Annotated in this window: 16 protein-coding genes; 10 read left to right on the forward strand and 6 right to left on the reverse strand. The window is 65.2% G+C overall.

From position 1 onward, the window contains the following. The first annotated feature begins 4 nt into the window (after window positions 1-4). From HNQ08_RS23090 to HNQ08_RS23110, 5 genes are all read left to right on the forward strand, one after another. Complete coding sequence (locus HNQ08_RS23090) at window positions 5-382, forward strand: roadblock/LC7 domain-containing protein (RefSeq protein WP_139404788.1); 378 nt, start codon at window positions 5-7, stop codon at window positions 380-382. A gap of 166 nt (window positions 383-548) precedes the next feature. Further along, entirely contained in the window at window positions 549-1,025 is a 477-nt protein-coding gene (locus tag HNQ08_RS23095; protein WP_184137322.1) for a hypothetical protein, read from the forward strand. A gap of 71 nt (window positions 1,026-1,096) precedes the next feature. Then, window positions 1,097-1,723, forward strand: coding sequence for an HD-GYP domain-containing protein (locus HNQ08_RS23100; RefSeq protein ID WP_189366256.1), 627 nt, complete (start codon window positions 1,097-1,099; stop codon window positions 1,721-1,723). Window positions 1,724-2,114: 391 nt separating this feature from the next. Continuing rightward, window positions 2,115-2,579, forward strand: a complete 465-nt coding sequence (locus tag HNQ08_RS23105) for a recombinase family protein (RefSeq protein WP_425321372.1) — start codon at window positions 2,115-2,117, stop codon at window positions 2,577-2,579. A 118-nt stretch (window positions 2,580-2,697) separates the two neighbouring features. Continuing rightward, window positions 2,698-3,210, forward strand: a complete 513-nt coding sequence (locus tag HNQ08_RS23110) for a glycosyl-4,4'-diaponeurosporenoate acyltransferase CrtO family protein (protein WP_184137326.1) — start codon at window positions 2,698-2,700, stop codon at window positions 3,208-3,210. A gap of 24 nt (window positions 3,211-3,234) precedes the next feature. On the opposite strand, the gene HNQ08_RS23115 is transcribed toward HNQ08_RS23110, so the two are convergent. Next, window positions 3,235-4,176, reverse strand: coding sequence for a DUF808 domain-containing protein (locus HNQ08_RS23115; RefSeq protein WP_179164907.1), 942 nt, complete (start codon window positions 4,174-4,176; stop codon window positions 3,235-3,237). A 170-nt stretch (window positions 4,177-4,346) separates the two neighbouring features. Here HNQ08_RS23115 and HNQ08_RS23120 point away from each other — a divergent pair, with 170 nt between their 5' ends. Continuing rightward, window positions 4,347-4,817, forward strand: a complete 471-nt coding sequence (locus HNQ08_RS23120) for an MgtC/SapB family protein (RefSeq protein WP_184137327.1) — start codon at window positions 4,347-4,349, stop codon at window positions 4,815-4,817. Between the two features lie 152 nt (window positions 4,818-4,969). Here HNQ08_RS23120 and HNQ08_RS23125 read toward each other — a convergent pair whose 3' ends face one another. After that, complete coding sequence (locus HNQ08_RS23125) at window positions 4,970-6,025, reverse strand: DUF475 domain-containing protein (protein ID WP_229790193.1); 1,056 nt, start codon at window positions 6,023-6,025, stop codon at window positions 4,970-4,972. A gap of 506 nt (window positions 6,026-6,531) precedes the next feature. Here HNQ08_RS23125 and HNQ08_RS23130 point away from each other — a divergent pair. Next, on the forward strand, window positions 6,532-6,939 hold the full coding sequence (locus HNQ08_RS23130; protein WP_179164763.1) for a hypothetical protein: 408 nt from the start codon (window positions 6,532-6,534) through the stop codon (window positions 6,937-6,939). A gap of 219 nt (window positions 6,940-7,158) precedes the next feature. Here HNQ08_RS23130 and HNQ08_RS23135 read toward each other — a convergent pair whose 3' ends face one another. Together HNQ08_RS23135 and HNQ08_RS23140 are read right to left on the reverse strand one after the other, a co-directional pair. Then, window positions 7,159-8,304, reverse strand: coding sequence for an alpha/beta hydrolase family protein (locus HNQ08_RS23135; RefSeq protein ID WP_184137330.1), 1,146 nt, complete (start codon window positions 8,302-8,304; stop codon window positions 7,159-7,161). 149 nt (window positions 8,305-8,453) lie between these two features. Continuing rightward, window positions 8,454-8,792, reverse strand: coding sequence for a hypothetical protein (locus tag HNQ08_RS23140; RefSeq protein ID WP_184137332.1), 339 nt, complete (start codon window positions 8,790-8,792; stop codon window positions 8,454-8,456). A gap of 183 nt (window positions 8,793-8,975) precedes the next feature. Here HNQ08_RS23140 and HNQ08_RS28010 point away from each other — a divergent pair, with 183 nt between their 5' ends. Both HNQ08_RS28010 and HNQ08_RS23150 read left to right on the forward strand, forming a co-directional pair. Beyond that, window positions 8,976-10,040, forward strand: a complete 1,065-nt coding sequence (locus HNQ08_RS28010; RefSeq protein WP_184137334.1) for a GGDEF domain-containing protein — start codon at window positions 8,976-8,978, stop codon at window positions 10,038-10,040. A 171-nt stretch (window positions 10,041-10,211) separates the two neighbouring features. Further along, complete coding sequence (locus HNQ08_RS23150) at window positions 10,212-12,290, forward strand: UvrD-helicase domain-containing protein (protein ID WP_184137337.1); 2,079 nt, start codon at window positions 10,212-10,214, stop codon at window positions 12,288-12,290. A 162-nt stretch (window positions 12,291-12,452) separates the two neighbouring features. Here HNQ08_RS23150 and HNQ08_RS23155 read toward each other — a convergent pair whose 3' ends face one another. Together HNQ08_RS23155 and HNQ08_RS23160 are read right to left on the reverse strand one after the other, a co-directional pair. Next, a complete protein-coding gene (locus HNQ08_RS23155) occupies window positions 12,453-12,671 on the reverse strand; it encodes a hypothetical protein (RefSeq protein ID WP_184137339.1) in 219 nt (72 codons plus the stop codon). A gap of 45 nt (window positions 12,672-12,716) precedes the next feature. Further along, entirely contained in the window at window positions 12,717-13,604 is an 888-nt protein-coding gene (locus tag HNQ08_RS23160) for a hypothetical protein (RefSeq protein WP_184137341.1), read from the reverse strand. A 239-nt stretch (window positions 13,605-13,843) separates the two neighbouring features. Between HNQ08_RS23160 and HNQ08_RS23165 the strand changes: the two genes are divergently transcribed. Further along, window positions 13,844-14,128: a hypothetical protein gene (locus HNQ08_RS23165; RefSeq protein WP_184137344.1), complete on the forward strand. Its 285-nt coding sequence runs from the start codon at window positions 13,844-13,846 to the stop codon at window positions 14,126-14,128. The last annotated feature ends 62 nt before the right edge of the window (window positions 14,129-14,190 follow it).

Here is a 14,190-nt window from a genome sequence, read left to right on the forward strand (position 1 = left end):
CACCATGACCGCCACCATGAGCAAGCAAGACCAGCTGACCTCCACCCTCACCACCCTGCGCGGCGCGCTGCCTGAACTGCGCGGCGCGCTGGTGGCCACCGTCGACGGCCTGCCCATCGCGCAGGACATGGGCGGCGGCGTGGACGCCAACCGCGTGGCGGCCATGGCCGCCACCGCCCTGGGGCTGGGCAAGCGCATCAACGACACCCTGGGTTCGGGCCAGCTCACCGACATGAGTGTGGGCGGCACCGATGGGCAGGTCTACATCTACGCTGCGGGCAAGAAAGGCGTGTTGGCCGTTGTCGCGCCCGCGGGCGTCAATCTGGGGCTGCTGCACATGGAAGCCCGCGACGCGGCCCAGAGCGTCTCCATCATCCTGTAAGGCCAGCACTGCCGCTCACTGTTCGTCACCCTGATGTCCTGCGAGCGGCAGCGAACACCCGCACCGCCATCTGGAGCACCAACGCTCCCTTCCCGGAGGCCCCATGGCCACACTGTCCACTTCACTCGCGGGGCTGCTCGGCACCCTGTACCCAAGGAGAACTCCCATGACTGCCACCATTGCTCCCCTGCGCCCTCAGCTGGGCGACTTCAGCTCCATCGTCTGCTTCAAGGCCGTGATCGTCGGTGTCGAGGATACCCTCGGCCCAGACGGCGCCGCCGTGGTCTTTATCCGCGCGGGCAAGGTGCGGGGCCGGAATCTGGCCACCGAGCTGGGCGTGGCCGGCAGCAACGTCCCCGTCGAGCAACTCGCGGGACTGCTGAACGCGGCCATCGGTAAGGACGGGACCTGCCTGGCGGCCGTGACCGCGTCCTACCGCGAGGGCGAGGACATTGTCATCGAGACCCAGGACACCATGTGTCTGGCGGGCGAGGCCCTGGGCAGTGACCGCAAGTGCACCTTCACGCTGGGCGCGGTGTGGGGCGCGCTGGAAGCCATCACCGGCGAGCTGTTCACGGGCGAACACACCGACAGCGTGCTGCGCGGCGGCACCAGCGACAAGTTCGTCTTCAGCCCGCTTTAAGCGGTGTGCAGCGCCCTCACCAGTCCTGGTGAGGGCGTTTCGTTGTCCGCCCTTCAGACAGGTGATGCATGATGAGAGCTTCCGCGCCGGCGGTCAGTGCCCGGTCACACAGGCCCGCCACCTCCGAACAACCTGAACACCCCATGCGGCTGGCCCGATGCGCCGCAGCATGGTCGCCAACCGCCCATGCTGGACGGGTGGCGCTGTTGGCCGTCGCGGTCGCGCGACAGCTGGAATTGCCTGCGGCTCAGGTACGCGAGGTGTACCGGGCAGGCCTGATTCATGATCTGGGCAAGCTGTTCGTGCCGCCTCAGGTGCGCCGCAAGCCCACGGCGCTCACCGCGCACGAGTGGGGCCAGATGCAGCGTCATCCGGTATACAGCGCCCGCCTGATCCGCCTGCTGCCTGGATTGTCCCGTACGGTCCGGCGGGCCGCACGGCATCACCATGAACGCTGGGACGGCACGGGCTATCCGGCTGGTCTTTCTGGCGAGGCCATTCCCCTGCTGGCGCGGATTCTGGCGGTGTGTGATGTCTACGACGCGCTCAGTTCGCCGCGCAGTTACAAGCGGGCGTGGGAGCCGGGGGCCGTACAGCGGGAGTTCAAGGCCCAGACCGGCAGCCACTTCGATCCGCAAATCGTGGCGGCACTGGGCGAAGTGCTGCGCTGGCCGTTCCACTCAGGCTCCAAGACCTGAGCCTGTTGGAGAGTCAGACCGTCAGCCTCATTGAATCTTACCCCCATTTCTCGTTTCATTCCGATATGACCGGCTGGACTGCTCAAAACGCTGGCTCGGCCTGGCGACCTTAGGAAACGTGCTGAGGCTCTCTACGGGTAGTTTCAGACTGTCAGTTTTGGGTATACCCCAACTGGACGTCAGATGGAGGGCTGAAAAGCGTCAGATTAGGGTTGATTTTAGCGTTATCCGACAGTAGGCTGTCGGGGTCTAGACCCTAACCTGACAGGAGCCGCCATGAATAAATCCACCAGAGGCCACCGCCTCGGCTACACCCGCGTCTCGTCCGAATGACCAGAACACCATCCGCCAACTGGATGGGCTGAGCTTCGACAAGGTCTTCACCGACAAGGTGAGCGGCGGCAATGCCCAGCGCCCGCAGTTGACCGCCCTGCTGGGTCACGCCCGCGAGGGGGACACCGTGGTAGTGCACAGCATGGACCGCCTGGCCCGCAATCTCGATGACCTGCGCTCCCTGGTCAACGGGCTGACGGAGAAGGGCGTGCGCGTCGAGTTCATCAAGGAAGGGCTGACCTTTACTGGAGAGGATTCCGCGATGTCCAAGCTGCTCCTGAGCGTGATGGGGGCCTTTGCGGAGTTCGAGCGTTCCCTGATCCGCGAGCGCCAGCGCGAAGGCATCACGGCGGCCAAAAAGGCTGGGGGGTACAAGGGACGCAGAAAGACCCTGACCGCTGCCCAGGTCAGTGAGTTGCAGCGGCGCGCGGAGAAGGGCGAGTCGAAAGCCAGCCTCGCCAGAGACCTCGGGATTAGCCGGGAGACGGTCTATCAGTATCTCAAGACCGCACGGGACGTATAAATTGGACACCGGGTGCATACCGCGCTATCCTGTGCAACATCAAAGGCGACCTCCGGGTCGCCTTCTTCATGCCAGCCCCCTACCCCACGCCCCTCATTCCGCTCACCGAGGTCAAAAGATGAACTGGGGATTGGCCAGTGGACTGACGGTGGCGCTCGCGCTCTGGACGAGCCAGTTCCTGCCCCTCGGTGCGGTCCCAGCATTCGCTTTCGCCTGGCTCCTTCACTGGCTGCTGATGATTGTGGCGGTCAAGGTTGTCCCTCAGAGCCTCCGCAGGACGGCTGGACCCCTCACCTTCAACGTGGGACCGAGTGAGTTCCAGTGGTACCGGAGGCTGGGGGTAAGGGCTTTTGACCGGGGCCTCGATCTGATCGGATGGAACTGGATGATTCGGGAGGCCAGAGGGTATACCGGGAAGCGGGGGGCGCTTGCGGGATTGGCGGAGGAGACCTGGCGTTCCGAACTGGGCCACGCCTGGGCGTTCCTGACCACCTGTCTGATCGCCCTTCCACTGTGGTTTTCGCAGTCAGACGTGGTCACTGGGTTGCTGGTGCTGACGGTGCCTTTGCACGTCTACCCCATGATGTTGCAGCGCCTGCTGCGCTGGCGCATTCAGCAGCTTCAGGGGTAAACGAAGATGGCCCGCCAAGGCCCTTTAATGCGCCCCGCCCTTCTTTGGCCTCAGGTGCAGCGCCGCCACGATGAGTCCGCCCAGCAGCACGCCCACGAGGGCAGACCCCAGCGTTTCCACCAGCCACTCCACCACGCCCGCTGCGAAAGGGATGGCCCCGCCCGCTGCTAGCGCCAATTCGTGCAGCGTGTGGGCGGGCCAGCTCAACCCAAACTTGTCCAGCCCGTCGGTGATGATGTGACCGCCCACCCACAGCATCGCCGCCGTGCCGATTACCGACAGCGCCGACATCACCACTGGCATGCCCTTGACCAAGCCGCGCCCCACTGCCTGCGCCGTCCTGGAACCAGTAGCCGCCAGCCGCACGCCAAGATCGTCAGCCTTCACGATCAAGCCCACCACGCCGTACACCAGCGCCGTGATCATCAGCGCCACCAGCACCAGGATCAGCGCGCGGGAAAAGAGGGGCTGCGCGGCCACTTCCGCCAGCGAGATTGCCATGATTTCCGCCGACAGGATGAAATCGGTGCGGATTGCGCCCGAGACCATCTTCTCCTCGTGGGCGTCGCTGGCGAGCTTGATGACGTCCTCTCCCTCTGGGTTGTGGTGGCCCCAGACCGCCTCGTACAGCTTCTCGGCCCCCTCGAAACACAGGTACGCCCCGCCCACCATCAGCAGCGGATTCAGTGCCCACGGCAGAAACTGGCTCAGCAGCAGCGCGGCGGGCAAAATAAACACGATCTTGTTTTTCAGCGAACCCCTGGCGATGCGCCAGATGATCGGCAGTTCGCGGTCCGGCGTGAAGCCCGTGACATAACGGGGCGTGACCGCCGTGTCGTCCACCACCACGCCAATGGCCTTGACCCCGGCCTTGCCCGCCGCCGCGCCGATGTCGTCGATAGAGGCGGCGGCCAGTTTGGCCAGGGCGGCCACGTCATCGAGCAGGGCGACGAGGCCGCCGCTCATCGGCCCACGTCCATGCCTGGGTGAGAAAGACAAAAGCCAGAAAGACGAAAGAGCGCGGGCGGAAGCGGCCAGGAGGTCATCAGGAAGCCCACACTAGCAAGGCTGCATGAAGCCTTCAGCAGCCCTGCACGGAACCATTCGTCCGGGCCGGGCTACGTACACTGCCGGGCATGGACTCTTTCTGGAACGAACTCAAACTGATGCAGGGCCCGCTGGTGGCCTTTGTGCTCAGCGGAATGATCGGCTGGGAACGCGAACGCATGCACCGCAGCGCGGGCCTGCGGACCCACATGCTGGTGGGCATGAGCGCGGCCCTGTTCGTGGTGCTGGCCGAATCCCTGATCGTCTCGTTTGGCACCGACGACAATGGCGTGCGCTTCGACATGATCGGCCTGCTGGGCGCGGTGGTCAGTGGCATTAGTTTCCTGGGGGCCGGGGCGATTTTCTCGGACCGGGGCCAGAAGGCCAAGGGGCTGACCACGGCGGCGGGCCTGCTGGCGACGGCAGGGGTGGGCGTGGCCTGCGGGCTGCACCTCTATGTGTTGGCGACGGGGGCCACCCTGCTGTTTCTGTTCACGCTGGCGGTGGTCCAGCGTCTGGCCCAGGGCGAGACGGACAGCGCCGCCGAGGAGCAGGAGTAGGACGGGCTGCCCGGTCACGGGTGGAAATCCCAGGCGCAGGCGTGACGCGGCACTGCTGGTGTGAGCGGGAGCTTCCATCTTCAGGCGGGGAAGTCCAAAAAAGCTGTGGAGAAAGCGCTCTCGCTTTCTCCACAGCCTATCCAGCCCCGCGCTCAGTTCACTTGAGATTTCCCCTCGGCCAGCTCGCGCTTGTTGGCGCGCACGCTGGACCAGATGGCCGCCGCGATAAATGTCACGCCGATCAATCCAGTAACCAGTTCTGGGATATGCACGTTGCGGTTAGTGCTGCTGAGCATGATGATGGCCAGCGCCAGGATGCCGTAGTGCGCTCCATGTTCCAGAAAGCGGTACCGCGCCAGCGTCCCCTGATGCACCAGGAACAGCGTCAGCGAACGCACGAAGACCGCACCAATCGCCAGCCCCGCCGAGATGATCACGATTTCTTTGGTCACGGCGAAAGCGCCGATCACACCGTCCAGCGAGAAAGACGCGTCCAGCACTTCCAGGTAAAGGAAGGCCGTCAGACCTGCCGCGCCCGCCTTGGCCGCCATGTCATTGGGGTCAAACAGGCCGCCGATAGCGTTCATGGCGAGATAAATCAGCAGACCTACCATGCCCGCCGTGACCGCCGAGAGTTGCTCGGCAGGGGCCACGAAAAAGTGCGTGACCGACAGCAACACCACGCCTGCGATCAGGGCTTGGATGGTGTCCAGCTTGCCCAGCCCGGCCAGGCGGCGCTCGAAGCCCGTCAGCCAATGTTCGTCCTTCTCGGGGTCCATCAGGTAATTCAGGGCCACCATCAGCAGGAAGATGCCCCCGAAGGCGCTGATCACCACCTCGGCCTGCTCCAGGTACTCGCCGTAGCGGGTGGAATCGTTCAGGGCCAGACTGGCCACCTCGCCGAAGCCGAGGCCCGCCGTGATGGCGACGATGGCAATCGGGAAGATCAGCCGCATCCCCACGACGGCGATCAGGATGCCCCAGACCAGAAAGCGGCGCTGCCACTTCTCGGTCATGTTCTTGAGGACCGAGGCGTTGACCACCGCGTTATCGAAGCTGAGGGACACTTCCATGACGCCCAGCACCACGGCGATGACCAGGAAATTCAGGGCTGTGCTGATGCCGCCGACGCTGAAGCCGTACCACGTCGCCAGCACCAGGGCGATGGCGCTCAGACCGAAGGCAAAGCCAAACTCTCTTTGAATCACGCTTGTTCTCCTTGCTGGTTGCCCGTGAGGATGCAAACCAGGTCGATCAGTATGCGGTTTCCTGAAATTTGAAAGAAGAGGGCGGAATGCGAAATCCATAGTCCTCGTGCCCCTCACGAGGGATTGAAAATTCTGGCCTCGCGCGCCTCCAACCGCTTCTCCCTTGATCCATGCCCGTACTGACCCAGAAGAAGCACGCGCGATGGGATGGGACCCCACTGAGGCGTCCGCGTCTGTTTCACGGCTGACGTCTGCTCTGCGGTTCGTGCAAGCAACATTGTCCACGACGCAGATCAGGGTGGACATGTCAGATGGCAAAACTTAACCTCGCATCCGAGTTGGATAACAATCGGGCCTTCGTCAGGGTCAGGCTATCCAGGGAGAACGAGGCGTCCATCACTCCCAGGGCCAGGAAGGCCGTCAGACCTGCCGCGAATCAAAGGGCTTTCAAGGCCGTTTTACGGCTCCCACACACAACTGACCATCTTCAACGCCAAAGTGGCCACATGAAAAAACTTGTCCTCCTCACCTCCATCCTGCTCGCTGGGCTGCCCTACGCGGCGGCCCAGGGCACCACGCCTGCCCCCACCACCTCGGCCACCCCAGCCCAGCCCAGCGCCTGGCAGGGACTGACCGTTCCAAACTATCCAGGGGCCACCCAGCTCGTCGTCTCCTCGGATGACGACGAGTACGAACTGTACTTCCAGAGCAGCGACGGCCTGCAAAAAGTCTTCAACTACTACCGCGATTTCCTGGTCAAGCAGGGCTTCAAGGTGGAAAACAGCAAAGCCGAGGACGGCGGTACGGACCTCAAGGCCAATCTGAGCAAGGGAACGGGCAAGGCCAACAACATCGAGCTGGACGTGAAGCTCAAGAATGGGCAGTACAAAGTGGAAATCGAGTTCGACGATTAGAAACTGATCTCCGCATTGCCCCTGCCCTGACCACTGGTCTCCACCCCAGCGCGGTGTCAGTTCAGCAGCTTCAGGTTGAACCACTGCGCTGAAGAAATTTTCTCTCCTCACCTGCCTTATCAGAGAACGCTATTTAGGGCCTGGAGTGCCGTGTTCATCGGTCTCTGGGCTTGGAAGGCGTCTGGGCACATTCCGCCGAAGCAGCTCTGCCGGGGTTGTTCAGCGTCCCTTGATCCAGTCCGCCGTGTCGTTGATGGTCTGCGTCTCGATGGGCTGGAAGTTGTCCTGAACGATACTGGGGGCCTTCCCGAGGCTGTGGCCCAGGCCGGGGTACAGCTTCACGGTGGTCGGGACGCCGCTGCTCCTCAGGGCGTCGGTCAGGGCGTTCAGGTACTTCGCGGGCGTGTTCGCGTCGTTCTGGCCTTGCAGGATCAGCACCGGCACCTTGATCGAGGGAGCCTGGGCGGTCGTGACCGGCAGGGCACGGGCGCGGGAGTAGATGTTGAGGGGGGCCTGTGGAGTTTCGATCAGGGACTTCAGAACAGCGCGCGCGCCCGGCAGGTACTCGCTGTCCAGCTCCACGACCCCGTTCCTGTTCAGATCGTAAGCGGCCAGGTTCAGTTCGTACTTCCCGGCGGCCAGGCCCTCCTGGTTCAGGGCGAAGGTCAGGGCACTGCGGGCGACCAGACCCCCCGGGCCGGTGTATGCCACGGTCAGATTCTGGTTGGTCAGCCCCCCCGGTACCACCTGCTTCAGGTACGGCAGTTGCACGTCCGTGAGCTGTTTGTCGAACAGGTCCGCCCACGGCAGCGTCACAGGCGCTTGCAAGATCAGCCCCGCGACTTCTGGGTGGTTGTTCACCAGGGCGGCGGCGACAGTGCTGCCCTCGCTCCAGCCGTACACATAGATGCGCTCCGGATCAACCCGTGGGTTGGCCTTGATGGCGTTCAGGGCCGTCTCGGCGTCCTTGAGGAAGGTGTTCAGGTCAGCCTTGGTGTAAAAGCTCTGGTAATCCACCTTGCCGGGACCGCTGACGTAATGCTTGTTGTAGCGCAGCACCGCGATCCCCTGAGTACTCAGGCCCTGTGAGAGGTCCGCGAAGATGCGGCTGAGCACCTTGCCGTCGGGGCCGGTGACGGTGAAATCCATGTCGGCAGGGGTGGACCCATGAATCAGCAGGACGGCGGGCAGCTTCCCGGTCTGCGCGGCGGGGTAGGTCCACTGCGCCGCACTCGTGAAATCCCCGAAGTTCAGCGTGGTGTTCACACGCTGGGGGGGCTGGATGACCGGCGCGGGGCCACCTGAGCCGCCAGCCGCAGCGAGAGGACTGAGGGCGAAGGCAAGGATCAACGTGACTTTGTGCATGGCCTCAGCGTAACTGATAGAGGCTTTGAAAGCTTGAACCGCCGTGTTCATCGGCCTTCCAGCTCAAGAAGAATCTAGGCGCGGTGAGCGCAGGCCGTCGAAGAGAGGGGCCAGGACGCTATGCAGCCAGAATTCGGCATTCGCAGGATTCACCCTCTGTCAGCCGTCCCGGCTCCCCGGCCCCGTTTCGGGCGGAACGCTTCGAGGTCCAGCAGTTCTTCCAGGCGCGGCAACGGCTGACCCTGCACCCGCTCTTTCACGAAGACCTTGGCCCGCTCCGCCTTCGCCTGGGCGTCCTGCTCCTCGTAGGCGTCCAGCAGCCACACGGCGGGACCGATGGGGCGATCCTCGCCCTCTGTGGTGGGCAGGGCGGCCTTCCTGGTGGGCCGGTGGTGCGCCTTGCTCCTGACCTTGCGCTCAGCCCGCTCGGGAGCCCTGAGGAGAGCACCCCCGGCGCACCCCACCGAGAGTATTTCCTGCCTGCCCATACCGTCGGTCCCTGATCAGCACGGCTCAACCCATCTTCAGCCGCCGCTAAGACCTGATCAGGAACCCAGGTGTAAGGTTTCCCCAAGCCGAAAATAGCTCCCCTCCAGCTCAGTCTGAGATCCAGTGCAGCATGCCTGGTTGAGGCTCTCCCCACCCGTTGCCTACCGAGGTGCCTCCCTCCCATGCCTGATCTGTCCCCGCGCTTTCCCTCCCAGCCTGAGTTTGAACCCGGCCAGACGCCGCTGCATCTCCTTGATCCGGTCCGCCTGCTGCGCTGGGTCCCGCTGTTCTCTGCGTCCGCCGGGCTGGTGATCCTGATCGCCCTGCGTCTGGCCGCCCCGCCCTACGTGGCCCTGCTGGTGTTCGTCATGGTCTACAGCGGCCTGGCCCTGGCCGGTCCACCTTTTGCGCGTGGGGCCCTGCTGGTCCATGCCGGGCGGGTCTACGCCGTGATCCTGTTGCTGGCCTGGGTCACGGGGCTGTACCTGCTGCCCGGCCACCCGGCCACCGGGATGGTCCGCCTGGCCGTGTTGCTGCACCTGACCACCCTGTACGTCTCCCTGTTCATGCAACTGTCCCCACTGGCGGCGGCACGCACGGCGGCGGGCACCCTGGCTGTGCTGGTGCTCACCGCGCTGCCGCACGGCTGGCGCACGCTGGGCCAGACCGGACCCTTCGACGGCGTGACCCTGCCGGTTACCCTGCTGGTGGCGCACGGGGCACTGATCACGGTGCTGCGTTTGTTCAGCAGTTTCCGGGACCAGCTGGCCCACAGCCAGGGGCGGGCGCAGGCCCTGCACGAGTTGGCCCACCGCGATGCGCTGACCGGGCTGCCCAACCGCCGGGCATTAGAACTCGCTCTGGAGGGGACTGTGACGGGCGCGTGGGCGGGGCAGCTGGCAGTCATCGACGTGGATGGCCTCAAGGGGGTGAATGACCGCCTGGGGCACGCAGCGGGGGACGATCTGCTGCGCCGCTTTGCCGAGGGCTTTGCCGGGCAGGCCGGGGAGCACGGGGGGGTGTACCGCATCAGCGGAGATGAGTTCGCGCTGCTGTTGCCGGACGGCGCCCTCTCCGCCGAGACCATCGTCGAGACGGTGACGCAGAGGGTGCGGGCGAGCCATCCAGGAGCGGCGGCCAGCGTGGGGACGGCGCGCTGGAGGGCTGGGGAGGCAGCGGACGCCTGGCTGTCGCGCGCCGATGGAGCGATGTACCGGCACAAGCGTCGGGGTGGACCAGGGCGGTAGTCGAACCTGATCAGCTGAGGCGGAGCAGTTTCAACGAAGACGTCTCTCAACCGCGCTGCCTCCCCGACTCAGACTGTTCGTGCACCCGCGGCGTTAACTCAGCCGTCAGAACCCCCCTCACCCCCCGCTCCGTCACGCTGGTCTGGCTTATCCTGCCTCCAGGAGGCCACAGTGAATCGGCGCGCGATCCCACCCAATTTCACGCCCGAGCAGCGCGCCTTCCTGTCGTGCGTCACCACGACGCCCGCCCATATCTTCCTGCGTGCCACCGCCGGAGCCGGCAAGACCACCACCCTGCTCGAAGCTGCCTGGCAGCTCGGGCAGCCGGGCGTCTACTTCGCGTACAACAAGCACGCCGTCGCTGACCTGCAACCCCGCCTGCCCCGTCAGGTCCGCGCCCGCACCCTGCACGCCCACGGCCTGGGGTTACTCAACAGCCAGACGGTAGGGCTGGAACTGGTTCGCGATAAGGGCCGACAGGTGGCTGCCCGCGTCCTGCGCGGTCCCCGCTCCCCCCTGTACGCCGCCGCACGCGCCTGGGACATCGCCCGCGAGGAAGGCCTTCTGACCCTCACTCAGACCGACGCCGAACGCCTCGCGGCCCGCAGTGACTGGCGTGGCCACTCCCACGAACTCCAGGACCTGATCCCCACCATGCATGAAGCCGGTAACCGGCTGTGGGCCGACGCCCGCAGCGCGGACTACACGGACATGCTCTGGCTCCCAGTCCGTCACGGCTACGGCCACCACAGCCTGCGCCTGGCCCTGGTGGATGAGGCGCAAGACCTTACCCCGCTCCGCCAACAGTTCGTGCAGCACCTGCTTGGCCTGCCTGACACCACGGACGCAGGACGATTGATCTTCGTAGGCGACAGCGATCAGAGCATCTATCTGTGGGCCGGCGCCGATCCGGCCGCCCTGAGCCGCCTGAAGGCTGCCGTGGGGGCCGTGGAATTGCCGCTGTCCGTGTCGTTTCGCTGTCCACGGGAAGTGGTGCGGTACGCGCGAGCGTACAGCTCCTTCATTCAACCGGCCCCGCAAGCCCCGCCCGGCGTGATCGAGCATGTCAGCGCGGAGACGGCCACCTACGAGCGGGGCGATACGGTGCTGTGCCGCACAAACGCGCCCCTGATCCGGCTGGCCCTGGAACTGATGACCCGGCGCGTGAGTGTCAGCGTGGTGGGCCGGGATCTGGAAGTCAGGTTGCGGGAGGCGTTGATGGCGGCCTTGCCCGCGCACGGTTCGTTTTGCAATGACGACGTGACCGAACTGGCGCGGGCGTACCTGGCCCCGCTGGACGAGCCGCTTAAGCAGCGGGCGGCGGAAGGGGACCGGGCAGCCCGGCAGCAGCGCACGGAACTGTATGACCTCGCCCGCTGCTTGCGGTATCTGGCGTGGGTGGTGTCCCGGGCGTCGGGGGAGGGCACGCTGGAAGGGGCGCTGGGGCTGCTGAGGGCGTTATGCCGGGAGGATGCGGACGCGGACGTCCTGCTGGCGTCGGTGCACCGGGCGAAAGGCAAGGAGTGGCCGCGCGTGACGATCCTGTACCCGGAACTGATGCCGCTCGCGCAGGGGGACGCAGATGAGGAGCGGGCGGTGCAGTTCGTGGCGGTGACGCGGGCGCAGCAGGTGCTGCGTTTCGCGTATGGGAAGGAAGCGTGGGCACAGCAGGACTTCGTGAAGCCAGGTGAACTGCTGAATGCGCCGCAGCCGGGTGCCACCCGGCCCGCCAACCAGCCTGCCCAGGCTGGACGGGCAAAAACGGTACGGAAACCCAACGTCCAGACTGCGCCCAGGATCGTTCGGCCAGGAGGGGCGGATCCCCTATTCGGGGGCGACGTCATGCTGGGGCGGGAAACGGTGCGCGAGCGGTTGCTCGCGCTGGCGGAGGAGGACCGCGCCCTGGTGCGGGTCTGGGCGTTGACGGGCCTGCAAGCGCTGTCTGGCACGCGTGAGGCGGTGGTGGCCGTGCATGAGGATCACTTGCGGGTGTACGAGCAGGCGGCGGCGCTCGCGCGGCTGGCGCAGCCGGTGGGGGGTGGGCGTGGCGTGCCGGTCTGCGTGTTCGACTCGCCCCTGGCGCGGGTGCAATTCGCCAGAAAGATCCGGGTGGGCAAGTCGATGGTCCGGTTGAAGCTGGGGGAACAGGACTTGCGATTTGAGCTGGGCAGTGGAGAACTGGTGGGGGCGGTGGGGCCACTGTCCACCTTCATTCTGCCGAGGGCGCTGGAGGGCTTGCGGGCAAGTTGAGGACTTGCGTCCAGAACCATGGATCGTTCAGACGGGCAGGATGAAGAAAAAGGAGAAGGCTGCTCCCGCGAAGACGTTGAAAGCTGCTGCTTCGGTGGCCACTGCGCCCGCATCAGCGACTGCTGGGGCAAGATCGCCAAAGCCCAGCCCTGGCTCAAGCCCTCAAGAACGTTCTAGCCGGGCCACCAAGTGGCGGCTTCGCCGGTCCGTTCGCAACTGGTGCAGCAGCTCGCCCAGTTCCCCCCCTTCACCTCCCGCAACCTCTCGCAGGGCCGTCAGGTAAATCCGTTGCGACAGCTCCGACAGCCCCACGAACTTCCCGACCGGATCCGTGCCCAGGCGGGGAAGATTGACCGGCCACAGCTCCGACACTGCGCTCATCCGCGTCCCTCCGGTCTGTCCATCATGCGGCGCCTGAGCAAGCCCTCAGTTCCTGAAGGCCAGACTGGCAAGCTGCGCCGAGTACCGCCCAGGCGCGGTCTCTTGCAAGGTCAGCACGCCAGTCAACGTGTTCTTGTCCTGGTCCACAAAACGCCACAGGCTTGTGACCGTCTTGCCCGTCGTGCTCTGGTTCAAAGGCGTCCAACCGGCGGCCTTGAGCTGGACGCCGTAAGCGTCCAGCAGCTGCACGGCGTTCAGGGAGGACTGGACTGAGGCGAAGCTGCTCCAGCTGCCGCCGCCCCCACCCCCACCGCTCGGCTGAACCGTGGTCCCGCCCGGCGGCCGCAGCACCGGAAGATTGCTCCGGGAGCCCGCGTCTGATCTCTCCCGGAACTGAATCTCTTCGCGCAGGTTCCGGTTCTTGTTGAGGTTCAGCGTCACCTGGGTCATCCCTCCTGCCCGCCCGATATAAGCGCTGAAGCTGACCAGTTGCTCCAGGCGGTAGTACGCCAGAGAGCCCATGTCCTCGGCCGATTGGAACCCTCCCTCCTGGGAAGGCCTAAAATCGCCTTTGAAAGGGGTCCAGCCCAGGGTCTTGAGGGCGCTTTGCAGGCCCGCCCGCACCTGAGCGGGCGAGGCTGAACTGTCGAAGAAGATGGTCTGTGAGTTGGGGAAGTCGGAATCGCTGCTGGTCCGGACCACGCTGCCCACCAGGCGCCCTGAGGGCAGGCCAGGCAGGGGACCGAGCGGTTGGGGCGGCAGCTGGCCGACGAGCAGCTTGACCTGAATGCCGCTCGGCCCGTAATCGCTGCCCAGGGCACGCTGGGTCAGTTCACGCTCCCGGGCGAGGTCCGCAGGGGAAGGCACCGGAGAGGGTTGGGCAAAAGTCGTCGAAACTGCGAGCAGGGCCAGCAAAGATGTGAGACGGTTCATGCAACCTCCGAAGGGGGGTGGGATAGGTGTGACGCACAAGCAGTGAAGCCCATGTCTACCCTACCCAATCCACCCCCGCTTTTCGGCTCACTTTCGTGTCCGCCGCAGGCTGTGGTGGGCCGCCAGGTGCCCCTGCTCCACTGTTGCAAACATGGGCCAGGGAAGCTCCAGGTTTTATCCAGGTCAAACCAGACAGCGCCGTCATCTTCCAGTCAACCGGATGAGCACATACTGAGACCATGACGCACCACCAGGACCTTCAGACTGTGGGCCGACGCCGCAGTCCACCGCTCACCGCGGACGAATGCCGCCTGGTCGCGGACCGCGTCCTGGGTCACCTCGGGAGGGACGCCGTGCGCAACGACGCGCTGACGTATCTGGCTGGCCGCCTGTTCAGCCTGGCTGTTCAGGTGGAGCAGCCCTCCTCAAGCCTGCCTGAGACTGGCGGCGCAGCCGGCGCGCCGGCTGCGCCGGAGGACACGCCGCTCGAAGTCAGACCTTCAGCAGCGCAGTGGGCCGTTTAAGCGCCACTCACTCCTGCCGGTCCACATCCACGCGGGCCAGTTGCGCCGCCAGCACCTGGGAT

This window comes from Deinococcus humi, from assembly GCF_014201875.1.
In the GTDB taxonomy this organism is placed as follows: Bacteria; Deinococcota; Deinococci; order Deinococcales; family Deinococcaceae; genus Deinococcus; species Deinococcus humi.